This is a genomic window from Pseudomonas sp. HN11 (assembly GCF_021390155.1).
GTDB lineage: Bacteria > Pseudomonadota > Gammaproteobacteria > Pseudomonadales > Pseudomonadaceae > Aquipseudomonas.
This window is the reverse complement of the sequence record NZ_CP089985.1, coordinates 5,521,691-5,545,458: the sequence shown is the minus strand read 5'-3', so window position 1 is coordinate 5,545,458 and position 23,768 is coordinate 5,521,691. Positions and strand designations below refer to the sequence as shown.

Sequence of the window (23,768 nt, the reverse complement as noted above, 5' to 3'; positions counted from 1 at the left end):
AGCAAGCCCGTACAGGCAACGATCAAATTTCCGGTGCCCAAGTCACTCCAATCATCCACACTCGCCCTTCTTCACGGTAATCCTGATTGTTCAGGAAGTTCGGGTCGTTATAGCTGTAACGCGCCCGCGCATAGGACTTGTCCAACACGTTATCGACCTTCAACGACAATGCCACTTCCCGACTCAACGCCCAACTGCTGCGTAACCCAAGCAAGGCATAGCCGCCCAGGCGGTGGGTGTTGTCTTCATCGTCATAACTGCTGCTGATGGCCTGCCAACTGGCCCCTACGCCCAGCTTGTCGAACTGCCGATCCAGATCCAGGCTCAACGTACGCCGCGCCCGTCGGGCCAACGTGTGGCCGCTGTCACGGTCGCGCGGGTCGATGACTGACAGCCCCAGATTGCCTTGCCAGCCAAACAGTTCCTGCTTGAGTGCGGCTTCAAAGCCGTTGATGCGTGCCGACGCCACGTTCTGCGGCTTGCCGGAGCGGTCGAGAATAATCGCATCGCTCAAGTCGGTACGGTACAGCGAAGCTTCCAGGCGCGTGCTGTCGCTCAGTTGGCTGCGCCATTGCAGTTCGTAGTTCTTCGAGGTTTCGGGTTGCAGGTTGGGGTTGCTGTACTTCGTATCCGGGTAATACAGGTCGTTGAAGGTCGGGGCGCGGAAACCCTCGCTGTAACTCAACAACACGTCGTTGTCCGGGTTGACCGGCAAGGTCAGGGTGCCGCTCCAGCTGTTCTGTCCGCCAAACTGCTGGTTCTGGTCACGCCGCAGGCCCAGCTCGGTAGAAAACCACTGGCCTTGAAAGCGATGCTGCACAAAGGCGGCGCGGTTCCAGCGGCTGTTTTCTGTGAACGTAGTGCTGCCGTGGAAGCGGTCTTCGTACCAGTCGCCGCCGAGTATCAGGCTGTTCTGGTCATTCAGTGTCAGATCGTTCTGCCAGTTGACCGAGTCGCGGTAGGTATTGAACACGCTGAAGTCATCGCTGAGGGTGTCGCGCTTGGTATCGCGGTTCTCACTGTGGCCCAGTTCCAGGCGCGATTGCCAGCGCTCGTTGAGCTTGGCATCGACATAGCCGCTGGCGCTGCTCACGGTGTAGTCGGTGTAGGGCTTTTGCCCCACCGTTTGCCCGGTGGCGACGTCGTAGCGGCCGAAGCTGTTGTCGTACTCCGACTTGCCACGGTTATCCAACAGATTGAAACCCGCTTCCAGCTCATCGCTGAAGGAGTGGCTGAGGTTCAGGCTGACGGACTGGTTGCGGTAGGCATCATGGTCGCCATCGCTGGAGAATGACGTGTGCGTCGAGTTAATGCCGGCGGTCTCATCCAGGCTTGCGCCGAGGTTGAAACGCGTGTGTTCATCCCCGCCGGACAGACCGAAGCTGCGCTCCCAGGTCTGGTGGCTACCAATGCCGAGCTTCAGGCGCGGTTGCAGGCCATGTTCGGCGTTGCGCCGGGTAAACAGCTGGATCACCCCGCCTACCGCATCGCTGCCATAAATCACCGAGCGAGAGCCGCGCAGCACTTCAACCCGTTCAATCTGATCGACGTTCAGGTATTGCAGGCCGCTGTCGCCGGAGGTGGTGTTGGCGATGCGCTGGCCGTCCACCAACACCAGGCTTTGCGCGGATTTGGTACCACGGATATAAATCCCCGGCAGGCTGCCACGGCCGCCAGTCGGCGCAATTTGTACGCCTGGGACGCGGCTGAGCAGGTCGGTCACGCTGGTGGGTTGCAGGCGGTCGATGTCGTCGCGGGTGAATACGGTGTTGGCGGCGCTGCTGTCGTTGCGGGCCTGGACCTGGCGGTTGGCGCTGATGACGACGTTGGGGAGTTTCAGGGCGTCGTCGCGCTCGAAGGTGTCGGCGAGCAAGTCAGTGGCAGGTAGAAGCAGCAGGGGCAAGGCGAAGCGCAGGCTTTTCATGGCTATCCATAGCAAAGGTGGGAGCAGGCCCCCACCTTTTGTGGGTTACAGACCAAGCAACGCCATGCGCTCGCGAACCGAGGCCTCGATCCCGGCTTCATCCAGCCCGCATTCGGCCAGCATCTGTGCCGGCTTGGCGTGTTCGACGTACACATCCGGCAAGCCCAGATGCAGCACCGACTTGAGGAGGTTCTCCCGCGCCAGGAACTCGCTGACGGCTGCACCGGCGCCGCCCATGATGGCGTTTTCTTCGACGGTCACCAGCAGCTCATGGCTGTTGGCAGTCTCGCGCACCAAGTCTTCGTCCAGCGGTTTGACGAAGCGCATGTCGACCACGGTGGCGTCGATCTTCTCGGCGACTTTCAGCGCTTCAGCCAGTTGCACGCCAAACACCAGGAATACCACCTTGCTGCCTTGGCGACGCACGATGCCCTTGCCGATCCCGATAGGCTCAAGATCTTTCTCGATCACTGCATTCGGGCCATTACCGCGCGGGTAACGCACGGCCGCCGGGCCGTTGTACAGATGGCCGGTGCTGAGCATCTTGCGCAGTTCGTTCTCGTCGCTCGGCGTCATCACCAGCATGCCGGGGATGCAGCGCAAGTAGGACAAGTCGAAGCTGCCGGCGTGAGTCGGGCCGTCTTCGCCCACCAAACCGGCGCGGTCGATGGCGAACAACACGTCGAGGTTCTGCACCGCGACGTCATGCACCAACTGGTCGTAACCGCGCTGCAGGAATGTCGAGTAGATCGCCACCACTGGCTTGGCGCCTTCACAGGCCATACCGGCCGCGAAGGTCACTGCGTGTTGCTCGGCAATTGCTACGTCGAAGTAGCGCAGCGGGAAACGCTCGCTGAACGCCACCAGGTCGGAGCCTTCCTTCATCGCCGGGGTAATGCCTACCAGGCGCGGGTCAGCGGCGGCCATGTCGCACAGCCATTCGCCGAATACACCGGAATACTTCGGCCCGCTGGGCTTTTTCGGCGCAGCGGCAGGCGCGTCCAGCGGTTCCAGCTTGGTGATGGCGTGGTAGCCGATCGGGTCGACTTCCGCCGGGGCGAAGCCTTTGCCTTTCTTGGTGACGATGTGCAGGAACTGCGGGCCCTTGAGGTCGCGCATGTTGCGCAGCGTGGCAATCAAGGTCGGCAGGTCGTGGCCGTCGATGGGGCCGATGTAGTTCCAGCCCAGTTCTTCGAACAGGGTGCCGGGCACCAGCATGCCCTTGGCATATTCTTCGGTACGGCGGGCAATTTCCCACGCGCCAGGCAGACGCGAGAGTACCTTCTTGCTGCCTTCGCGCATGCTGGCATACGTGCGGCTGGAGAGGATCTTGGCCAGGTAATTGGACAGGCCGCCGACATTGCGCGAAATCGACATGTCGTTGTCGTTGAGGATCACCAGCATGTTGGCGTCCACTTCCGGCGCATGGTTCAGCGCTTCGAAGGCCATGCCGGCGGTCAGCGCGCCATCACCTATCACGGCAATCGCCTTGCGATCACTGCCTTGCAGGCGGGCGGCAATCGCCATGCCCAGCGCGGCACTGATGGAGGTGCTGGAGTGACCGACGCCAAAGGTGTCGTACTCGCTCTCGGCGCGACGCGGGAAGGCGGCAATGCCGTCCTTCTGGCGCAGGGTGCCCATCTGCTCACGGCGGCCCGTGAGGATTTTGTGCGGATACGCCTGATGGCCCACGTCCCACACCAGCCGGTCGTCCGGGGTGTCGAACACGTAATGCAGGGCGATAGTCAGCTCGATGACGCCCAGGCCGGCACCAAAATGCCCACCGGTCTGGCCGACCGTGTAGAGCAATTCCAGGCGCAACTCATCGGCCAGGGTTTCCAGCTCGGCTTCACCCAGTCGACGCAGGCCGGCCGGCGTGACAGCACGGTCTAGCAGGGGCGTGGACGGGCGCTTGCGGGGAATCTCTTGAAACGTCGTGGGCATCAGGCGAATCGTTATAGGTATAGAAGAGGCGGCAGTTTACCTCAAGCATCGCAAACTGCCCACGCAGAGCGCCGAACTTGGCCGATATGCGGCCGTAAAGGCCGCGCTTATCAGTGCCGGCGTTCGACGATATACCGCGCCAGGTCACGCAGTGGCTCGGCCGCCGCGTCGAAAGGTCGCAGGGCGGCCAGGGCTTGGTCACGCAGCTCCAGGGCATAGGCCTTGGCGGCTTCCAGCCCGAGCAGCGCGGGATATGTCGGTTTGTCCCGTGCAATATCGGCGCCTTGGCGTTTGCCCAGGGTGGCCGTGTCACTTTCTACGTCGAGAATGTCGTCCTGCACCTGGAATGCCAGGCCGATGGCCAGTGCGTAGGTCTTCAGCGCCGCCAATTGTGCGGCCTCGGCACGCCCACTGGCCAGCGCGCCCAGGTGCACGGCAGCTTCGATCAAGGCGCCGGTCTTGTGGCGGTGCATGTATTCCAGGGCGTGCTGGTCGAGCTTCTGGCCGACCGAACCCAAGTCGATGGCCTGGCCGCCGACCATGCCGGCCGGGCCCGCCGCCACGGCCAGCGCCGTGACCATGCGCAAACGGATCTCGGCATTCACGCTGCTCAGCTTTGGGTCCAGCAGTGCGCTGAACGCCAGGCTTTGCAGGCCGTCACCGGCGAGGATCGCACAGGCTTCATCAAAGGCTTTGTGGGTGGTGGGCTGGCCGCGACGCAAATCGTCATCGTCCATCGCCGGCAAGTCGTCATGCACCAGGGAATAAGCGTGAATCAGCTCCACCGCACAGGCCGCACCATTCGCTTGCTCGGCCGGCGCGCCCAAGGCTTCACACGCCGCATACGCCAGCAACGGACGCACGCGCTTGCCGCCGTTCATCACGCTGTAGCGCATGGCTTCGTAAAGACGCTTGAGTTCGGGGCTTGGCGCAACAAACAAGGGTTCCAACGCCGCATTGACCCGAGCTTGGCTACTGGCCTGATACGCGTCGATCATTCGGGCTGTTCCGCATCGAAAGGTTCTTCGGCCAACTCCCCGTCACGTTCCAGCAGCACTTGTACCTTCTGCTCCGCCTGCGCCAAGGCGCTCTGGCAGTCGCGGGTCAGGCCGATGCCTTGCTCAAACGCCGTCAACGAGTCTTCCAGCGACAACTCGCCGTTCTCCAGACGCTCGACCAGGGTTTGCAGGTCGGCGAGGGATTGTTCGAAATCGAGTGCAACTTTTTTGCGGGCCATGGCGGCTATTCCGGTAGACGGTAAACCGGCGCGACACTAGCAGACATGGGGATTCTGGGCAAATGAGTGGGGGTGTCACTTGTCCGCTGAATTGACCTGATAGCGTGTGCTGCGGCCGCCTCCGGGGAGTCGGACCAGGCAGTTCTTTTCCAGCAAATCAGCCAGATGACGCGTCGCCGTGGCCTTGGACACCTTTGCCACTGCTTGGTACTGAGCCGCGCTGATACCGTGCTCAAAACCCTTTTCACCGCCATCGAGCAGGCGGTTGAGCACCTTGATCTGTTCAGCAGACAACGCGAGGTCGCGGTGCTGCTGCCAGAACCGGCTTTTGTCCAGCACGCGGTCAATCCGCGCCATGGCTTGCTGCAGGCTGCTCAACAGCGTCTTGAGGAACCATTCCAGCCAGTCGGTGATATCCAGCGTGGCTTTTTGGCTCGACTCCAGCGCGTGGTAATAGCCTGCGCGGTCCTCAAGTATGCTGGCCGACATGGCATAAAAGCGGATGGCTCGGTGTTCGCCCTGGGCCAACGCCAAGTCGGTGATGGCGCGTGTCAGTCGACCATTACCGTCATCGAAGGGGTGCAGCGTGACAAACCAGAAATGCGCCACGCCGGCGCGGAGCAGCGGGTCCAGTTCCGGTTGCCCACGGCTGGTTTCGAACCATTCGAGGAAGTCTTCCAGTGCTTGCTCCAGGCCTTTGCGCGGCGGAGCCTCGAAGTGCACGGTCGGCCGATCCAGTCGCCCGGACACGACCTGCATCGGCTCATCGCCACGCAATGCCCCAACATTCAGTGCGCGCGCGGCATAACCTGCTTCTGGTGTAGGGAACAACAAATGATGCCAATTCAGGAGGCGGGCGAGGGGAAAGGGCTGTGCGTATTGCTCGGTGGCATCCATCATCAGATCGGCTAGGCCCTCACTGCGTCGGCTCACGCTGGCGTCCTTCAACGGCTCCAGGCCCAGGCGTCGCGCCAGTGATGAACGTACCGAGCCCACATTCAATTGTTCCCCCTCGATGGCCGAAGAGGTCAGGATGTTTTGCAGCAACGCATCCAGCTCGTTCTGCGCGTTGACCGCCTGGCTGACGGTGCCGAGCATGCCCAGCAGCTTGCCTTGCGCCTGGCCGCACTCGCGCAACAAGGCCGCCAAGTGCTTCGGTTGCCAGTGGAAGTGCGGCCAGTCGGTGTGTTGCCAGATCCAGAACGGGTGGTCCATGGAGAGGTACCTGGTTGCGTGAGCCGAATAAAAACGTTATTCGGCTCATGTAGTGAGCCGATTGTGCCTCCTATTCGGCTCATCGTCCACTCAGGCTGGAACGACCTTCGCCACTTGTGACCGTCAATGCGCCTGACTACCCAGGCGATAGAGAACAACTGGTCGCGTAACTCGCTGGTGATGCACATCGAAAACCGCTTGTTGGAGCGCAGTGGCAAGGCGGTCAGCAACTTCGAGACCCATCTGCCAAACCGCAATCCGACGCTGGCGCGTGAGTCGCTGAAAGACCCTTACCGTTTTGACTTCCTCAGCCTGGCCCTGGACGCGCAGGAGCGCGACATAGAAAACGCCTTGATCAAGCACGTCACCGACTTTCTGTTGGAGCTGGGCGCCGGTTTCGCCTTTGTCGGCCAGCAAGTACTGCTGGATGTCGGAGGCGATGAGTTCTTTGTCGATCTGCTGTTCTATCACGTGAAGCTACGCTGCTACGTGGTCATCGAACTGAAAGCCGGCAAGTTCAAACCCGAGCATTTGGGGAAGCTGAGCTTTTATCTGGCTGCCGTCGATGCCCAGCTTAAACATCCACAAGATGGGCCCACCATCGGCCTGCTGTTGTGCAAGAGCAAGAACGAAGTCGTCGCCGAATATGCGTTGCGCCGATAACAATCGACCGATTGGTGTAGCGGAATATCAACTGGTTGAGTCGTTGCCCGCAGAGCTGCGAACCAGCCTGCCAAGCATCGAGCAGATCGAGCGGGAGCTGGGGGGTTAAAACCGGCTTCTTGTCTTAAAACCCCGGCGGAATATACCCGGGCACAAATGGCACATTCAGGCACTTGCCATGCAGGATCCGGCCATCTTCAATCCTGAACAGCACGATCTTCTTCGTCTTATCCACCGTGGCTTCCAGCTTGCAATCCGAACTGTGTCCGACTTGCTGGTAATACTCCGTATAAACCATGCCATTCCCGGTGTGGTTCATTGAAGTTCCGGCGGCTTCAGTGGTCGTCCATGAAGAGGATTTGTGCCAAGTCATCACCACCTGGGTATCGCCATTGGGTGCATTCTGCTTCTTCATCGAGTCGGGCTTGCCGAATAAATCCAGCGCCTCTTGCACGTCACGGCCTTCCCAGCGCGATTGTGCAATCAGGTGGCACCCGTTGATAAACAGCACGGCGGGCAACAAAAGCCCAGCCAGCAACAGCCTTGTCCATGTAGGCATCGTGAATCCTTCTTGTAGGTGAGAGTTGCTCAGCGCTTGTTGCCCAGCATGTCGTCGAGGTCATCAATCATCTGGCTCTTCTCCTGAGTCGGCCCCAACTGCTCGAACATGGCCTTGGTGGTCTGGATCATCTGCAGGTGGGTCATCTTGCCCATTGCGATGGTGTCCTTGCTCTTGCCCGGCTCGCAGACATACACGAGCGTGCGGTCGAGCCAGAACTCCTTCGGCGTCTGCCACGTGTTGGAGACCTTCAAGTGCGTGAGGGTGTAGGAAAATGGCGCGACCGACTGGCCGTTAAGAAAGCGCACCTTGCGCGTGGAGCACTGCACTTCGATGTTGTACACATCGATCATCGGCTTGCCCGGTTCTTCATACACCACCGTGACGGCCACCAACTTCGCGCCCTTGTTGTGGTTCGACGGCAGCACCGAAGTACGGTCGGCCACATACATCACATTTTTATGGGCCCGGCCGCTGCCGTAGATAATCGACCAGTCGCCGACCGGTGTTTCTTCATCGGCCAATACCGACGGTGTGCTGGTCAGCAAGACGGGCAGCAGTGCCAGGCAGCGACCGACTTTGGTTAATGTGTTCAATAGCGTCCTTCCTTGAGGCTCGAAATAAGCGAAGGACTTTAGTAGTGAGGCGGCGCGGTCACAATTAGGGCGAGTGTGCTAATGGCGCATTGCTAGTTAACCAAAAAAGCCTGCGTTTTAAGGCAGGCTTAGTGTGTGCAGCGATTGAGTTAGTCCTTACGCGCCGTCAACGCCGAGTAACCATTCATCAAGTTGCGATAGTTAGGGATACGCTGGGACAACAGATTCCCCAGGCCTTCAATATCGTTGCGCCAGTCGCGGTGCAACTCACACGCCACCGAGAACCAGTTCATCAGCTGCGCACCCGCTTGCGTCATCCGGCTCCACGCCGCCTGCTGCACCGTGGTATTGAACGTGCCCGACGCGTCGGTCACCACAAACACCTCAAACCCTTCCGCCAGCGCCGACAAGGTCGGGAACGCTACGCACACATCCGTGACCACACCGGCAATGATGATCTGCTTACGGCCAGTGGCCTTGATCGCCTTGACGAAATCTTCGTTGTCCCACGCATTGATCTGACCAGGGCGGGCGATATACGGCGCGTCCGGAAACATCTCTTTCAGCTCCGGCACCAGCGGGCCATTCGGGCCTTGCTCGAAGCTGGTGGTGAGGATGGTCGGCAGGTTGAAAAACTTGGCCAGGTCGGCCAGGGCCAGCACGTTGTTCTTGAACTCGTTGGGCGAGAAGTCCTGCACCAGGGAGATCAGACCGGTCTGGTGGTCGACCAGCAGAACAATGGCGTCGTCTTTGTTGAGGCGGTTGTAGGTTGGAGTGCTCATGGTTGAATCCTTTTTTGTTTAGGTGGGTTGGGCGTTGCGTTCAACATGGGCACAGATTAATGCTTGATCCTCGAGTGATAAATCGGTTGCGATATGTCTTACCGTCAACCTGAACGAGACAGTTGCGAACCTGTTACTCATTGCGAGCGTTACAGTTCAGATGGTTTAATATTTATAGGAAATATCAACTTATAGGTTCTTATTTTTTATGAAAATAAACCGCTTGTTAGCCGACTGGGTACCGGGTTGCATTGCCACGCAAGCCTGGCTACATGAGCACGAGATAGGCCCCAGCCTGATCCAAAAATACCAGCGCAGTGGCTGGGTGGAGCGTGTGGGCCATGGCGCATGGAAGCGCTGCGGCGACGATATAGATTGGCAGGGCGGCATATTTGCGTTGCAGCAAGCGGCGCCGGTTCAGATTTGGCCGGGCGGTGCGACCGCGCTGAGTTTGGCCGGCTACAGCCATTACCTCACCTTCGGAAAGCAGGTTATCGATCTTTTTGGAATCCCGGGAGCCGCGCTTGCGGGCTGGTTCCGCAAGTACCCTTGGGAAGTCGATGTGAACTTCTTTCCTGGTGGACTATTTGCTGCAATGGAAGATATGGCGTTACAAGTTTTCCAGGTTCCTTACAGCCGGTTTGAGTTAAAAATCTCCACCCCGGAACGCGCTGTACTCGAGTTGATTCATCAAAGCGCCAACGAGCAGCTCTTCAGCAGCGTGGTCGATGTGCTCAGCGGCTTGGGCTCGTTGAGTCCCAGGCGACTGCAGCGGTTGCTTGAGGCGTGCAACTCCATTCGCGTCAAACGTGTTTTCCTCCTGCTGGCGCGAAACGCAGGGCACGCATGGTATGAACGCATAGATCCGTCCATGATCGATCTAGGTAAAGGCAAGCGCCAAATCATCCGGGGTGGTCGACTCGATAAAGAGTTCCTCATCACCGTGCCGGAGAGTTTTGCCAGTGGTTCTTGATGCCCGTTATGCCGCGCAGGTTCGTTTGTTGGTACAGGTCATCCCTTACGTAGCGGCAGAGCGATGTTTTGCGCTCAAAGGAGGGACGGCCATCAACCTGTTTGTGCGCAACCTGCCTCGGCTGTCGGTGGATATAGACTTGGTGTACCTGCCCGACTCTGATCGCAAGCAGGCATTGAGCGGTGTTCGTCGGGCGCTCCAGCGGATTGCGAATGCAATAGAGCGAGGTTCGCCACGGCTGGTAGCGACTGTTCAGGTGAATCGTGATGATGAGCTGCGGGTGCTGGTCAGAAACCCGCTGGCTCAGATCAAGATCGAGGTCTCTCCTGTTATTCGTGGCACCGTTCATGCGCCGCAAGAGCGTGATGTAGTGGCATTGGTTGAAGATGAATTCGGGTTTGCCTCTATTGCGGTCGTTTCGATGCCCGATCTGTATGGTGGAAAAATCTGCGCTGCATTAGATCGGCAACATCCACGGGATCTTTTTGACGTGATGCTGTTGCTTCGCGAGGAAGGTTTGACGCGTGAAATCTTTGAGGGCTTTCTGGTGTATCTGATAAGCCATCGAAGACCCATGGGTGAGCTGCTCGCTCCACGCTGGAAACCGCTCGCAGACATATTCAAGGCCGAGTTCGCAGGCATGACCCGTGAGGTGGTTACACTTGAGCAACTGGAGGCCACAAGGCAATCGTTACTTGTAGCGATACAGCAGCAGTTCAGCGAGAGAGACGCAGCTTTTTTGCTCTCGCTTAAGCGTGGAAAGCCTGATTGGGCACTGCATGCCCTGACAGGAGTTGATCAACTGCCTGCGGTGCAATGGAAGCTGCAAAATATTGCTGGTATGTCTGGCGCAAGGCGCGACGAGGCACTCGTAAAACTGGATAGTGTGATGGACCAAATGCTGACGGGCAGGTCGTTCTAAATCAAAAAAGCCTGCTTTCAAAGCAGGCTTGTTGAATGTATCAGTGTAGTTAGTCCTTACGCGCCGTCAGCGCCGAGTAACCATTCATCAAGTTGCGATAGTTAGGGATACGCTGGGACAACAGATTCCCCAGGCCTTCAATATCGTTGCGCCAGTCGCGGTGCAACTCACACGCCACCGAGAACCAGTTCATCAGCTGCGCACCCGCTTGCGTCATCCGGCTCCACGCCGCCTGCTGCACCGTGGTATTGAACGTGCCCGACGCGTCGGTCACCACAAACACCTCAAACCCTTCCGCCAGCGCCGACAAGGTCGGGAACGCTACGCACACATCCGTGACCACACCGGCAATGATGATCTGCTTACGGCCAGTGGCCTTGATCGCCTTGACGAAATCTTCGTTGTCCCACGCATTGATCTGACCAGGGCGGGCGATATACGGCGCGTCCGGAAACATCTCTTTCAGCTCCGGCACCAGCGGGCCATTCGGGCCTTGCTCGAAGCTGGTGGTGAGGATGGTCGGCAGGTTGAAAAACTTGGCCAGGTCGGCCAGGGCCAACACGTTGTTCTTGAACTCGTTGGGCGAGAAGTCCTGCACCAGGGAGATCAGACCGGTCTGGTGGTCGACCAGCAGAACAATGGCGTCGTCTTTGTTGAGGCGGTTGTAGGTTGGAGTGCTCATGGTTGAATCCTTTTTTGTTTAGGTGGGTTGGGCGTTGCGTTCAACATGGGCACAGATTAATGGGTGGGAGTTGGGGGATAAATCGGGTGAAACCGGTAATACCGTCAACTCAGAGGTGACAATAGTTGGGGGGGGCCAGCAGCATCAGTCCCTTTCATTTGAAGGACGTTTCCGAGAGAATCCAACCGCATTGCGCCAGCGGGAGTGCGTGACTAGGCTGCGGATCGTCACTGCTTATTCAGTGATCGGGTTTAGTCGCCCGGATTCGATTGGTACACACTTTTAATTGGAGTTGTGCCATGGAAAATACTGTTTCGAATTCTCTTTCTCCGCTTGCCCTGAACCCATTTACGGTCAACGAAGAACTCAGCTTTGAGGATGCTTGGGTGCATGTGGCGGAGTTGCTGCAATGTGCGGTGGCGACATCGCAAGTGCTCGGGGAACCGCTGGGTGCGCCGCAGAGGACGGTGATGCATTTAGTGGAGATGGCGAAGATGGTGGCGGATCGGGCGGTGGAGTGTATGCAGCCTAGCTAAGCCGCCCGCTTTGGGTCATTCAATTGTCCAACAGCCTGTTGGAAATTGACTTGGGTTTCTTGCAGAAATTAAAAAGCCGGCTTGTGGCCGGCTTCTCGGGGACTGCTTCAGCTTGTTTTTGACAAACCTCACCAGCCTTCAAATCGCTCAGCCCACATTGCGTCGGGCTGAATAGTAGGGGCACCCGCGGGAACTCCTCCGCTTCGCCAGGCAAGGTGGATAGCGCAAAGCCACCCCCTGCCAAATGTGCGGCGCATGATACCCACATTCACCTCAAATGCCCACCTCAGGATCTGATTTAGAGCCTTCCCAGCCCAATAAATGCTCATCCAGCGGCACGGGTGGCCTGCGGTTATTCAGCGTGGACCACCAGAACACCCACCCCACTATCTGGAAGTTCTGCTCGAACCGTTGCTCGTACGTCAGGTACTCGTCCGGATGTTCACTGGCATTGTGGCTACGCATCCGCAAACCACCGCCAGGTCGGTTGTAGAGGTATTTGATGCGCAGCATGCCGTCGTGTTCTACGGCGTAGATCTCGCCGTCGATGATTTGTGTACGGCCTTGGTCAATGGCGAGGGTGGCGCCTTGTTGGATGATGTCGATCATGCTGTTATCGACCATGTAGGCGCCCAGGGCGCGGTCGGGGTTTACGGTGAGGGCTTGGAGCGTGTGCAGGGTGATACGGATGCGTTCAGTGGAGGTGAATGAGGGGTGGAGGTCGATTTCCACGTCGATTTTTTCTGGCGGACAGGCGGGGCCTGTGAGGTATTTGCCGCTTCCTTCGCGGGTGGTAGGCAGTCCTTTTCGGGTGGTCGGGCCTTCCAGCAGAAAGTTGGCCGGTGGGTGTTTGGGGCCTTCGCCGGTGCGCAGCCAACGGCTGGAGATGCACAGCAGTTCTGCTATCTCGTTGAGTCGGCCCATGGGTACGCCGCGCTTGAACCAGTTGTTCACGTGTTGAGGCGTGACGCCGCGGTTCTTGGCGAAGTCGGAGGCGGAAAGATGCACTTCCCGCAGTAGCGCTTTTAAACGATCACCTGATGTATTCATAAACACAGAGCTTACTGATCGGGAAAATACATCAAATAAACCATGCGTTGAGTGGCGCTTGTAGGTCTTTGCTTAGTTGTAGCCTGATACTTCTGCTTCAGGTGGAAATTAAACGCTTTATATAAAACATTGAAGTTGTTGTTTAATTTTTCCCACAAAAAAAGCCCCGAATAATCGGGGCTTTTTCAATTGCCGTGGCAATGAGGAGCGGGTATCAGCCTTTGTAGGCAGCGACCGACTTCAGGATTTCGGCGCGGGCGGCGTCTGCGTTGCCCCAACCGTCGATCTTCACCCATTTGCCTTTTTCGAGATCTTTGTAGTTCTCGAAGAAGTGTTTGATCTGCTCTAGCAACAAGGGTGGCAGGTCGGTGTATTCCTTCACGTCCACGTACAACTGGGACAGCTTGTCGTGTGGCACTGCGATGACTTTGGCATCGCCGCCGCCGTCGTCGGTCATGTTCAGGATGCCGACTGGACGCGCGCGAATGACTGAGCCTGGGGTAACTGGGTAAGGGGTTACGACCAGCACGTCGAGGGGGTCACCGTCGTCGGCCAGGGTGTTAGGGATGAAACCGTAGTTGGCCGGGTAGAACATCGGGGTGGCCATGAAACGGTCAACGAACAGGCAGTCGCTGTCTTTGTCGATTTCGTATTTGATCGGCGCGTGGTTGGCCGGAATCTCGATGGCGACGTAGATGTCGTTCGGCAGGTCTTTGCCAGCCGGAATCTTGCTGTAGCTCATTGGGCGTTGCCCCCGTTAATTGGCCATGAAACATGGCCGGATTGGCCTAAAAGTGGCGGCGATTATAGGCACATTCTGACGCCGATGCCATGCGCCAGACGTCGTACGGTCATTCGACTTGCGGCTGGTAACGCGGGTCGCTGGCTTGCAGCCGGGTGAGGCGGGCCAGGGGATCCTGGCGATAAAAGTGGCTGAGTTGCGCGTACACCTGAGGATAATGGCTGACCAGCAAATCCGGGGCGCTGAAAAAATATTCACTGGTGACGGCAAAGAATTCCGCCGGGTTTTCGGCGGCGTAGGGGTCGATCTCGGTGTCGGCCTCCGGGTTGGCGTCCAGCTGGCGATTGAGGTCGTCGTAGGCGCTCTGCATCACGCTGGCCCATTCCTGCACGCGCATGTCGTTGTGCAACGGCGGCAGGCCGTTGGCGTCGCCATTGAGCATGTCGAGCTTATGCGCCAGTTCGTGGATGACCAGGTTGTAGCCTTCCCAGTTGCCACTGGCCAGCACGCCGGGCCAGGCGAGGATCACCGGGCCCTGTTGCCAGGCTTCGCCGCTGTGTTCGCCGTCCCATTCGTGTTCGATGCCACTGCTGTCGCGATGGCGCTGCGGGCTGACGAAGTCGTCGGGGTACAGCACGATTTCATGGAAACCCTGGTACCAGTCGAGGTCGCCGAGGTTCATCAGCGGCAATTGCGCCTGGGCGGCGAGCAGCAGGCGTTGTTCCTGGTGCAGTTCGACGCCGGGGAGTGCGGTCAGGTGTTTTTCGGCCAGAAATAGCACGCAGGTTTCGCGCAGCCACTGGTCTTGCTCGTCGCTGATGCCCTCGAGGAAGGTCAGGTGGTGGCGCACCCGCTGCCAGGTGTCATCGGCAATCGGGTGCTTGGCCAGTAAGCGCCGGCGACGCCAGGCGCTGAGAGACCACATCGCGGGTTACTGCGACTTGGCTTCGGAGGACGCGCGGCCAAACCGGCTGCGGAACACCCCAATGATCATCGGCACCAGGGACAGCAGGATGATGAACACCACCAGTAGCGACAGGTTTTTCTTGATAAATGGCACGTTGCCGAAGAAATAGCCCAGGGTCACCAGGCCGCCGACCCACAGGATGGTGCCGAACACACTGAAGCCGAAAAAACGCGGGTAAGGCATTTTCGCGATGCCGGCCACGAACGGCGCGAAGGTGCGCAGAATCGGCAGGAAGCGCGCCAGGGTCACGGTCTTGCCGCCGTGCTTGTCGTAGAAGTCGTGGGTCTTCTGCAGGTAGTCGCGGCGGAAGATTTTCGAGTTCGGATTGCTGAACAGTCGTTCTCCGGCGGTTCGCCCGATCACATAATTGGTGCTGTCGCCCAGGATCGCCGCCAGCATCAACAGACCGGCCAGTAACACCGGGTCCATGCCGCCGCCAGCCGCCACTGCGCCTGCGATGAACAGCAACGAATCACCCGGTAGGAATGGCATGACCACCAGTCCGGTTTCGCAAAAAATGACCAGAAACAGAATGGCGTAGATCCACGGACCGTAATTGGTTACCAGCAGGTCGAGGTAAACGTCGAGATGCAGGATAAGGTCGAGCGGGTTGAAATCCATGGATGGCACCTGTGTGAATGGCCCGGCTCAGCAGGCCTGTGCGGAAGCTCGGGTAATAAGGCTACAAGTGTATGCCGCATTTCTTACAACCCTGAAAGGTCCGCATTATACGGATTGAGCGGTGAAAAGCGTGTTGGTTTTGTAGCGGGGGATGTCGTGGTTTCTCTGGCGCACATGATCTAAATGTAGGAGGGGGATTTGTGGTGTTGTCGGGGCTCAGTCTTCGCTGATCGGCAACACGTAGTTCTTGAACTCCGTATCTTCGCGAAACCCAATCGACTCATAAGTCTTCTGCGCTACCTCATTGTCACTGCTGGTCGACACCCGCAGCCGCACCGCATGGGTTTCCTTGGCCATTTTCTTCGCCGTGCGCATCAGGTTATCCGCCACCAGTTGTCGGCGCGCGTCTTCAGCGACATAGATGTCGTTGAGAATCCACACCCGCTTGAGTGACAACGACGAAAAGCTCGGGTACAGCTGGCAAAACCCCAGCACTTTCTTGTCATCATCATCCGCCAGGGCCAGGTAAATCACCGATTCCTTGCGGCGCAGGCGCTTCTCCAGAAAGGCCCGTGACGAATCCGGGAAGGGCAAGGCCCCATAAAACTCGCGGTATTTGACGAACAACGGGGTCAACTGGTCCAGGTGTTCCAGGGTCGCTTGAGTAATCCGCATGCCAGGCCTCAACTTCCAAATGGGGTATGACCACATAAGCGGCCGTGACTCGATGCTGCCTAATGGCGCGAAAAAGCGCAATCGTGCAGCGATCAGTCATCCGGTGAGCTGAGCAGGAAATTGCCTTTCATCAGGTCCGGATCATCGGATTCGAGGAACTGAATCTGCGCCTCGTCCTTGAGGTTGACCCCTGACAGCTGCCGACGGCACGCCTCTCGCATCAAGTACAGCAAACGATGGGCTGCCATGCCATAGCTCAGGCCTTCCAGGCGGATATTGGAGATACAGTTGCGATAGGCGTCGGTGAGGCCGACCTTGGGGTTGTAGGTGAAATACAGCCCCAGGCTGTCCGGTGAACTGAGCCCCGGCCGTTCGCCGATCAGAATGACGGTCATCTTGGCTCCGAGTAACTGGCCCACTTCATCAGCCACCGCCACGCGGCCCTGTTCTACCAGGATGACCGGCGACAAGGACCAGCCGTCTGCGCGGCTCTGTTCTTCCAGGCGGGTCAAAAACGGCAAGGTATGTTTATGCACCGCCAGTGCCGACAGGCCATCAGCTACCACGACTGCCAGATCCACGCCGCCGGGGTTGGCCGAAGCATAATCGCGCAATAACCGGGCCGAGTCGTCGCTCAAGCGCCGCCCCAGGTCCGGGCGTTGCAGGTACATGTGACGGTCAGTTGCAGCACTGTGAAGCAACAGGCTGTCACGCCCGCGCTCCGCCAATTGACTGCTGAGCCCCGTATGGTCAAACGGCAAATGCACCGCGTCCCGCGCCTGGGCGTGGGCAAACTGAAAGTCCAGTTGCGCGTTGGTGGGGAGGCTGGTGCCAGTTCGGCCCAGGGCAATGCGCGCCGGGGTCAGGCGACGCAGTTCCAGCCACGGGTTGTCAGGCAGGTCGAGTTGCACGGGCGGCTCCTTCATCCCAGTTGCGCCAAGGCTTGGCGAAACGCCGGTGGCAGGCTGTTGCCGAAGCGTACCTTGCCGTCGGCTTGCGTGAAGATGCCCATTTTCGCCAGCCACTGTTCAAACTCTGGCGCCGGCTTTAAACCCAATGTTTGGCGGGCGTACAGGGCGTCGTGGAATGAGGTGGTCTGGTAGTTGAGCATGATGTCGTCGGAGCCGGGGATGCCCATGATGAAGTTGATCCCGGCCACGCCCAGCAGGGTCAGCAGGGTGTCCATGTCGTCCTGGTCGGCTTCGGCGTGGTTGGTGTAGCAGATGTCACAACCCATCGGCACGCCGAGCAGCTTGCCGCAGAAGTGGTCTTCCAGGCCGGCGCGGATGATCTGCTTGCCGTTGTAGAGGTACTCAGGGCCGATAAATCCTACGACTGTATTCACCAGAAACGGTTTGAAATGTCGAGCTACGGCGTAGGCGCGCGTCTCGCAGGTTTGCTGGTCGACGCCAAAGTGCGCGTTGGCCGACAAGGCGCTGCCTTGACCTGTCTCGAAATACATCAAGTTCTGGCCCAGCGTGCCGCGATTGAGGCTTAACCCTGCTTCGTAACCTTCCTGCAGCACGCTCAGGCTGATACCAAAACTGGCGTTGGCCGCCTCGGTGCCGGCGATCGACTGGAAAACCAGGTCCAGCGGCACGCCACGGTTGATCGCCTCAATGGAGGTAGTGACGTGGGTCAGCACGCAGGCCTGGGTCGGGATTTCGTAGCGCTGGATGATCGCGTCGAGCATTTCCAGCATGGCGCAGATCGAGGCGATGCTGTCGGTGGCCGGGTTGATGCCGATCATGGCGTCGCCGTTGCCGTACAACAGCCCATCCAGAATGCTCGCGGCGATACCGGCAGGTTCGTCTGTAGGATGGTTGGGTTGCAGACGTGTGGATAAACGTCCGCGCAGGCCCATGGTGCCGCGAAACTGCGTGACCACGCGGATCTTCTGCGCCACCAGCACCAGGTCCTGCACGCGCATGATCTTGGACACGGCGGCAGCCATCTCTGGCGTCAGACCTGGCGCTAGTGCGCGTAGGGACGTTTCGTCGGCCGCATCGCCGAGTAGCCAGTCGCGCAGGCCGCCCACAGTCAGGTGGCTGACCGGCGCAAACGCTCGTTTGTCGTGGGTGTCTATGATCAGCCGGGTGACTTCGTCGCTCTCATAGGGGATCAGCACTTCTTGCAAAAAGTGTTTCAGCGGGATATTCGCCAGCGCCATCTGCGCCGCCACTCGCTCACCGTCGTTTTGTGCGGCGACGCCGGCCAGAAAATCACCGGAACGCGCTGGGCTGGCCTTGGCCATCACGTCCTTGAGGCTGTCGAAGCGGTAGGTCTGTGCACCCACCGCGTGGGAAAAGCTTGCCATACAGTGTCTCCTTGACGACGCGGGCCCAATGTCAGACTGGCACCCGCATCGAGGTTTACGGCTATTAGTGCAAGGCGGCCTCTGCGGCCTGAATCGCCGCGAATTCTTCTTCGGGCGTGCCTGCTACCAAGTGATGCCGGCTGTAGAAAGCAAAGTAAGCAATTAATACTCCATAGATGATCGCGGCGCCAATCACCACCCGCGGATCCACCAGAAAGCCCGCCACCACGGCCACGCAGGCCAGTACCAGCGCAACGCCAGAGGTGAAAATGCCGCCCGGTGTGCGGTACGGACGATCCATTTTGGGGCGACGGATGCGCAGCGTGATGTGCGCGGCCATCATCAGCACGTAGGAAATGGTCGCGCCGAACACCGCTACCAAGATCAGCAGATCACCTTGGCCTGTCAGCGACAAGCCAAAACCGATGATGCCGGGGATCACCAATGCCAGCACCGGAGCCTTGCTTTTGTTGGTCTGGGACAGTTTGCGCGGCAGGTAGCCGGCGCGGGACAGTGCGAAGATCTGCCGCGAATAGGCGTAGATGATTGAGAAAAAGCTCGCGATCAGACCGGCCAGGCCCACGAGGTTGACAAAGCTGCCCATCCAGGTCGAGCCACCGTAAGACAATGCCAGTGCTTCAACCAGCGGGTTGCCGGATTTGATCAGCGCATAAGTACCTGCGCCGCCCGGAGCAATAACGAGGATCAGCAGGGCAAAACTGGTCAGCACCACAATGGCGCCAATCAGGCCGCGCGGCAGGTCGCGTTTCGGGTTCTTGGTTTCTTCGGCGGCCAGGGGCACGCCCTCAACCGCCAGGAAAAACCAGATGGCATAGGGAATCGCCGCCCACACACCCACGTAGCCGAACGGCAGGAAGGTGCTGGCGCCCTTGGCCTCTGTCACCGGGATGTCCAGCAGGTTGGCGATATTGAAGTGCGGCACCATCGCCACCAGGAACACGCCCAAGGCAATCGCGGCCACGGCGGTAATCACAAACATCAACTTCAGAGCCTCACCGACGCCGAAGATGTGGATGCCGATAAAAATGATGTAGAACGCCAGGTAAATCATCCAGCCGCCGATACCAAACAGCGACTCGCAATACGCGCCGATAAATACCGCAATGGCGGCGGGGGCGATGGCGTACTCGATCAGAATCGCGGTGCCCGTGAGGAACCCGCCCCACGGGCCGAATGCGCTGCGGGCAAAACCGTAGCCGCCGCCAGCGGTTGGAATCATGGAAGACAGTTCGGCCAGGGAAAAACACATGCACAGATACATGGTGGCCATCAACAAAGTGGCGAGGAACATCCCGCCCCAGCCACCCTGGGCCAGGCCGAAGTTCCAGCCGGCATAATCGCCGGAGATCACGTAGGCAACGCCAAGGCCAACCAAGAGCACCCAACCGGCGGCGCCTTTTTTCAGTTCGCGTTGTTGGAAGTATTGGGAGTCGACTTTTTCAAAGTCGACGGAGGATCCAGTAGGTTCGCTAGGCATGGGAAAGTACCTTTCGTTGTTATTGTTTTAACTCGGCCTCTTTGTGCCGAATGCAATTCGCAAGTACTTATGAAGATCTAAATGTGGGAGCGAGCAAGCCCGCTCCCACATTTTTAAGTGCATTTCAAATGGGGGAGCGGGTTGTCAGTTAGAAGAAGCCCAACGGATTAATGTCGTAACTCACCAGCAAGTTCTTGGTCTGCTGGTAGTGATCCAACATCATCTTGTGGGTTTCACGCCCTACGCCGGACTTCTTGTAACCACCGAACGCGGCATGCGCCGGGTACAGGTGGTAGCAGTTGGTCCATACGCGACCCGCCTTGATCGCGCGGCCCATGCGATAGGCGCGGTTGACGTCGCGAGTCCACACCCCGGCGCCCAGGCCGAACTCGGTGTCGTTGGCGATCGCCAGGGCTTCAGCTTCGTCCTTGAAGGTGGTGATGCTCACCACCGGGCCAAAGATTTCTTCCTGGAACACACGCATTTCGTTGGTGCCTTTGAGCAGGGTCGGCTGGATGTAATAGCCGCCGGCCATATCGCCGGTGAGCTTCTCGACTTTGCCGCCGGTCAGCAATTGCGCGCCTTCGCCCTTGGCGATTTCCAGGTAGGACAGGATCTTGTCGAATTGCTGCTCGGACGCCTGGGCGCCGACCATGGTGTCGGTGTCCAGCGGGTCGCCGCGTTTGATCGACTCGATCTTCTTCATCACCACTTTCATGAAGTCGTCGTAGATCGACTCTTCCACCAGCGCACGGGAAGGGCAGGTGCACACTTCGCCCTGGTTGAAGAACGCCAGCACCAGGCCTTCGGCAGCCTTTTCGATGAACGAAGGTTCGGCTTTCATGATGTCGGCGAAGAAGATGTTCGGCGACTTGCCACCCAGTTCTACAGTAGACGGAATGATGTTCTCAGCCGCCGCATGCATGATGTGCGAGCCCACGGGCGTCGAGCCGGTGAAGGCGATCTTGGCGATGCGCTTGCTGGTGGCTAGAGCTTCGCCAGCTTCTTTACCGAAACCGTGCACCACGTTCAGCACGCCTGGCGGCAGCAGATCGCCGATCACTTCCAGCAACACGTTGATGCCCAGCGGGGTTTGCTCGGCGGGCTTGAGCACTACGCAGTTACCGGCGGCCAGGGCCGGCGCGAGTTTCCACGCGGCCATCAGCAGCGGGAAGTTCCACGGGATGATCTGGCCGACCACGCCCAGCGGTTCATGGAAGTGATAGGACGCGGTGTGTTCGTTGATCTCGGCGCTGGTGCCTTCCTGGGCGCGGATGCATCCGGCGAAATAGCGGAAATGGTCGGCGGCCAGCGGGATGTCGGCGTTGAGGGTTTCACGCACGGCTTTGCCGTTGTCCCAGGTTTCGGTGATGGCCAGCAGTTCGAGGTTCTGTTCGATGCGGTCGGCGATTTTCAGCAGGACCAGCGAACGGTCCTGGGCCGAGGTCTTGCCCCAGGCGTCGGCGGCGGCATGGGCGGCGTCCAGGGCCTTGTCGATGTCTTTGGCCGTGGAGCGCGGGAATTCGGCGATTGCCTTGCCGTTGACCGGCGAGGTGTTGGTGAAATAGTTGCCATCGACCGGCGCAACGAACTCGCCACCAATGTAGTTGCCGTACTTGGCCTTGAACGAAACGATGGCGCCTTCAGTACCGGGGTGTGCGTAACGCATGGTAGGTATCTCCTGGCTTTTATGGTTATGGGGAGCGCAGCGCAGCGAGCGCTTGATAAGCGTAGAGCAAAGGTTGGGCCACTGCTGTGTGAGCCAGGTAAATCAAGGGGTTGGGCATTGTTGCAAGGCGTTGCTGTGGCAGGGTTGATACAGCCGGAGTGACAGTTTGTGCCATAAACGGTACAGCCCGTGACCGGCGGGTCGGCTCGGGATTGCATTGCCTGGATGGCTGGGGGATGCTGGGGGTTCTCACGCAGGGAGAATAACAAGAAATGCACAACGACCATTTCAGTCGCCATGCCCAGCAAGTTCTCACCGTGGCGCATGGCCGCGACCCGTCCAGCGATCCATCCATCGCCCGCTCCTGGCTGCGTTGTCTGGAGGACTACCACCTCGACCCTGCGCAAACCATCGCCCCCACCGTGCTTGAACATGGCCGTTTGCTGGAAAGTCGCGAGCGTCTGCAGCAGGTGCTGCACATTGCCGGCAGCGAGATGAACAGCCTGCATCAACAACTCTCGGGCGCCGGGCATGCTGTACTTCTCACTGATACGCGCGGGGTGATCCTCAACTGTGTCACCGCGCCGTCCGAGCGCAAGATCTTCGAGCGCGCCGGGTTGTGGCTGGGCGCAGACTGGAGCGAGGCCTGCGAAGGCACCAACGGCATCGGCACCTGCCTGGTGGAACGCCAGCCTCTGACCATTCACCGTGATGAACATTTTCGTGGCCGGCATACTGGGCTGACCTGTTCGGCGAGTCCCGTGTTCGACCCTCATGGCGACCTGCTCGCGGTGCTCGACGTATCATCGGCCCGCGAGGCGGTGTCGCGTCAGAGCCAGTTCCACACCATGGCGCTGGTGAATCTCTCGGCGAAGATGATCGAGAGTTGTTACTTTCTGCGCCACTTTGAAAACCACTGGTTGCTACGCTTCCACCTGCAGGCGGAATCGGTGGGGTTGTTCAGTGAAGGATTGCTGGCGTTCGACGGCGAAGGGCGCATTTGCGCAGTCAACCAGAGTGCGTTGAACCTGTTGGGGCAGAGGCGCAGCGGACTGCTGGGGCAGCCGGTAGCGGGTTTTTTCGAATGCTCGCTGGATCAATTGCTCGGCCGCGCCAGTGCCAGTGCCAGCGCCAGTTGGCCGCTGTGCACGCGCGATGGCCGGCGGTTGTTCGCCGCCTTGCGTGGCCAGGCGCGCAGCGTCCCTACACTCGTAGCCAAACCCGTGGCGGCCGAACAGTCACCCCTGCCTGGCATCTGCCTGGGCGATATGGCGCTGCAACAGGACTTTGGCAAGGCGCTGCGGGTGTTCGAGCGCGATGTACCGTTGCTGATCAATGGCGAAACCGGCTCTGGTAAAGAAGCCTTCGCCAAGGCCGTGCACCAGTCCAGTCGGCGTGCAGATGAAGCGTTCGTCGCGCTCAACTGTGCCGCCATCCCCGAAGGCCTTATTGAAAGCGAACTGTTTGGCTACCGCGGCGGCAGTTTTACGGGGGCGCGAAAAGAAGGCATGCACGGCAAGTTGCAACAGGCCGACGGTGGCACCTTGTTCCTCGATGAGATCGGGGATATGCCCCTGGCCTTGCAAACTCGTCTGTTGAGAGTGCTGGAAGACCGTAAGGTTGTACCCGTAGGCGGTGAGTCCCAGGCGGTTGATATTCGAATCATCAGTGCTACCCACCGCGATTTGCTGGAACGCGTTCAGCAGGGCAGTTTTCGTGAAGATTTGTATTACCGCTTGAATGGCCTGGAGATCAGCCTGCCGGCGTTGCGTGAGCGCAGTGATAAGGCGCAATTGCTCGATTTTGTTCTGTCGCAAGAAGCCGGCGAGCAACGGGTCAGCCTCGACCCGGCGGCGCGCCAGGCATTATTGGGGTTTGCCTGGCCGGGGAATGTCCGCCAATTGCGCACGGTGTTGCGAACAATGGTGGCCCTGTGCGAAGACAGCCATGTGAGTATTGAGGATCTGCCCGCGGTCATCCGCCAATCCCCTGTTCTCATGACTCAGGCATGCAAGCCTTCATCGCTGCCTCTGGAAGATGCCGAACGGCTGGCCTTGCTGACTGTTTTAGAGGAGCAACGCTGGCATATGAGCCACGCGGCCCAGCAATTGGGCATTAGCAGAAATACCCTTTACAGGAAGTTACGCAAGTATGGAATTGCACGTAGTGCAATAGTTCTTGACATATAAGTCTCGC

General features: G+C 59.0%; 22 protein-coding genes and 1 pseudogene. 5 read left to right on the top strand and 18 right to left on the bottom strand.

Annotated elements, in window-relative coordinates; translation table 11 throughout:
* Positions 1 to 22: 22 nt before the first annotated feature.
* The 5 genes from LVW35_RS25375 to LVW35_RS25355 all read right to left on the bottom strand — a co-directional run bounded on the left by LVW35_RS25375 (position 23) and on the right by LVW35_RS25355 (position 6,320).
* Complete coding sequence (locus LVW35_RS25375; RefSeq protein WP_233892525.1) at positions 23 to 1,924, bottom strand: TonB-dependent receptor domain-containing protein; 1,902 nt, start codon at positions 1,922 to 1,924, stop codon at positions 23 to 25.
* Between the two features lie 45 nt (positions 1,925 to 1,969).
* Entirely contained in the window at positions 1,970 to 3,868 is a 1,899-nt protein-coding gene (gene dxs / locus LVW35_RS25370; protein ID WP_233892524.1) for a 1-deoxy-D-xylulose-5-phosphate synthase, read from the bottom strand.
* Positions 3,869 to 3,978: 110 nt separating this feature from the next.
* The gene (ispA, locus tag LVW35_RS25365) at positions 3,979 to 4,866 is read right to left on the bottom strand and encodes a (2E,6E)-farnesyl diphosphate synthase (RefSeq protein ID WP_233892523.1); all 888 of its coding nucleotides are present in this window, start codon (positions 4,864 to 4,866) and stop codon (positions 3,979 to 3,981) included.
* Positions 4,863 to 5,105, bottom strand: a complete 243-nt coding sequence (locus tag LVW35_RS25360) for an exodeoxyribonuclease VII small subunit (RefSeq protein WP_003176346.1) — start codon at positions 5,103 to 5,105, stop codon at positions 4,863 to 4,865. The genes ispA and LVW35_RS25360 overlap by 4 nt, the downstream gene beginning before the upstream one ends.
* 75 nt (positions 5,106 to 5,180) lie before the next feature.
* Entirely contained in the window at positions 5,181 to 6,320 is a 1,140-nt protein-coding gene (locus LVW35_RS25355; protein ID WP_233892522.1) for a Fic family protein, read from the bottom strand.
* Between the two features lie 141 nt (positions 6,321 to 6,461).
* Between LVW35_RS25355 and LVW35_RS25350 the strand changes: the two are divergent.
* Positions 6,462 to 7,092 (top strand): annotated as a pseudogene (locus LVW35_RS25350) (PDDEXK nuclease domain-containing protein); the annotation flags it as partial.
* Between the two features lie 15 nt (positions 7,093 to 7,107).
* Here LVW35_RS25350 and LVW35_RS25345 read toward each other — a convergent pair.
* The 3 genes from LVW35_RS25345 to ycaC (LVW35_RS25335) form a co-directional block, all read right to left on the bottom strand.
* Positions 7,108 to 7,542, bottom strand: a complete 435-nt coding sequence (locus tag LVW35_RS25345; RefSeq protein WP_016978554.1) for a hypothetical protein — start codon at positions 7,540 to 7,542, stop codon at positions 7,108 to 7,110.
* Between the two features lie 29 nt (positions 7,543 to 7,571).
* Complete coding sequence (locus tag LVW35_RS25340; RefSeq protein WP_233892521.1) at positions 7,572 to 8,138, bottom strand: hypothetical protein; 567 nt, start codon at positions 8,136 to 8,138, stop codon at positions 7,572 to 7,574.
* 149 nt (positions 8,139 to 8,287) lie between these two features.
* Entirely contained in the window at positions 8,288 to 8,920 is a 633-nt protein-coding gene (ycaC, locus tag LVW35_RS25335; RefSeq protein ID WP_233892518.1) for an isochorismate family cysteine hydrolase YcaC, read from the bottom strand.
* A 208-nt stretch (positions 8,921 to 9,128) separates the two neighbouring features.
* Here ycaC (LVW35_RS25335) and LVW35_RS25330 point away from each other — a divergent pair, with 208 nt between their 5' ends.
* Both LVW35_RS25330 and LVW35_RS25325 read left to right on the top strand, forming a co-directional pair.
* The gene (locus LVW35_RS25330) at positions 9,129 to 9,893 is read left to right on the top strand and encodes a type IV toxin-antitoxin system AbiEi family antitoxin (protein WP_233892520.1); all 765 of its coding nucleotides are present in this window, start codon (positions 9,129 to 9,131) and stop codon (positions 9,891 to 9,893) included.
* Positions 9,883 to 10,815, top strand: coding sequence for a nucleotidyl transferase AbiEii/AbiGii toxin family protein (locus LVW35_RS25325; RefSeq protein WP_233892519.1), 933 nt, complete (start codon positions 9,883 to 9,885; stop codon positions 10,813 to 10,815). Before LVW35_RS25330 ends, LVW35_RS25325 begins: the two co-directional genes overlap by 11 nt.
* 49 nt (positions 10,816 to 10,864) lie before the next feature.
* Here LVW35_RS25325 and ycaC (LVW35_RS25320) read toward each other — a convergent pair whose 3' ends face one another.
* Positions 10,865 to 11,497 (bottom strand): isochorismate family cysteine hydrolase YcaC, encoded by a 633-nt coding sequence (ycaC, locus tag LVW35_RS25320; protein ID WP_233892518.1) that lies wholly within the window; start codon positions 11,495 to 11,497, stop codon positions 10,865 to 10,867.
* A gap of 299 nt (positions 11,498 to 11,796) precedes the next feature.
* Between ycaC (LVW35_RS25320) and LVW35_RS25315 the strand changes: the two genes are divergently transcribed.
* Positions 11,797 to 12,033 (top strand): DUF6124 family protein, encoded by a 237-nt coding sequence (locus tag LVW35_RS25315; RefSeq protein ID WP_233892517.1) that lies wholly within the window; start codon positions 11,797 to 11,799, stop codon positions 12,031 to 12,033.
* A gap of 273 nt (positions 12,034 to 12,306) precedes the next feature.
* Here the strand turns inward: LVW35_RS25315 and LVW35_RS25310 are convergent, their stop codons facing one another.
* The 9 genes from LVW35_RS25310 to exaC form a co-directional block, all read right to left on the bottom strand.
* On the bottom strand, positions 12,307 to 13,083 hold the full coding sequence (locus tag LVW35_RS25310; RefSeq protein WP_233892516.1) for a LexA family transcriptional regulator: 777 nt from the start codon (positions 13,081 to 13,083) through the stop codon (positions 12,307 to 12,309).
* Positions 13,084 to 13,297: 214 nt separating this feature from the next.
* Positions 13,298 to 13,825 (bottom strand): inorganic diphosphatase, encoded by a 528-nt coding sequence (gene ppa / locus LVW35_RS25305; protein WP_003219382.1) that lies wholly within the window; start codon positions 13,823 to 13,825, stop codon positions 13,298 to 13,300.
* Positions 13,826 to 13,934: 109 nt separating this feature from the next.
* Positions 13,935 to 14,750 (bottom strand): zinc-dependent peptidase, encoded by an 816-nt coding sequence (locus LVW35_RS25300; protein WP_233892515.1) that lies wholly within the window; start codon positions 14,748 to 14,750, stop codon positions 13,935 to 13,937.
* Between the two features lie 6 nt (positions 14,751 to 14,756).
* Complete coding sequence (locus LVW35_RS25295; RefSeq protein WP_233892514.1) at positions 14,757 to 15,413, bottom strand: DedA family protein; 657 nt, start codon at positions 15,411 to 15,413, stop codon at positions 14,757 to 14,759.
* A gap of 216 nt (positions 15,414 to 15,629) precedes the next feature.
* Positions 15,630 to 16,088: a GNAT family N-acetyltransferase gene (locus tag LVW35_RS25290; protein ID WP_233892513.1), complete on the bottom strand. Its 459-nt coding sequence runs from the start codon at positions 16,086 to 16,088 to the stop codon at positions 15,630 to 15,632.
* A 92-nt stretch (positions 16,089 to 16,180) separates the two neighbouring features.
* Positions 16,181 to 17,014 carry an ethanolamine ammonia-lyase subunit EutC gene (gene eutC / locus LVW35_RS25285; RefSeq protein ID WP_233892512.1) on the bottom strand — a complete coding sequence of 278 codons (834 nt, stop codon included), beginning with the start codon at positions 17,012 to 17,014 and terminating at the stop codon, positions 16,181 to 16,183.
* Complete coding sequence (locus LVW35_RS25280) at positions 17,011 to 18,405, bottom strand: ethanolamine ammonia-lyase subunit EutB (protein WP_233892511.1); 1,395 nt, start codon at positions 18,403 to 18,405, stop codon at positions 17,011 to 17,013. Before LVW35_RS25280 ends, eutC begins: the two co-directional genes overlap by 4 nt.
* Positions 18,406 to 18,469: 64 nt before the next feature.
* Positions 18,470 to 19,903, bottom strand: a complete 1,434-nt coding sequence (eat, locus tag LVW35_RS25275) for an ethanolamine permease (RefSeq protein WP_233892510.1) — start codon at positions 19,901 to 19,903, stop codon at positions 18,470 to 18,472.
* A 148-nt stretch (positions 19,904 to 20,051) separates the two neighbouring features.
* Positions 20,052 to 21,572 carry an acetaldehyde dehydrogenase ExaC gene (gene exaC / locus LVW35_RS25270; protein WP_233892509.1) on the bottom strand — a complete coding sequence of 507 codons (1,521 nt, stop codon included), beginning with the start codon at positions 21,570 to 21,572 and terminating at the stop codon, positions 20,052 to 20,054.
* Positions 21,573 to 21,844: 272 nt separating this feature from the next.
* Here exaC and LVW35_RS25265 point away from each other — a divergent pair, with 272 nt between their 5' ends.
* On the top strand, positions 21,845 to 23,761 hold the full coding sequence (locus tag LVW35_RS25265; RefSeq protein ID WP_233892508.1) for a sigma-54-dependent Fis family transcriptional regulator: 1,917 nt from the start codon (positions 21,845 to 21,847) through the stop codon (positions 23,759 to 23,761).
* Positions 23,762 to 23,768 lie beyond the last annotated feature (7 nt).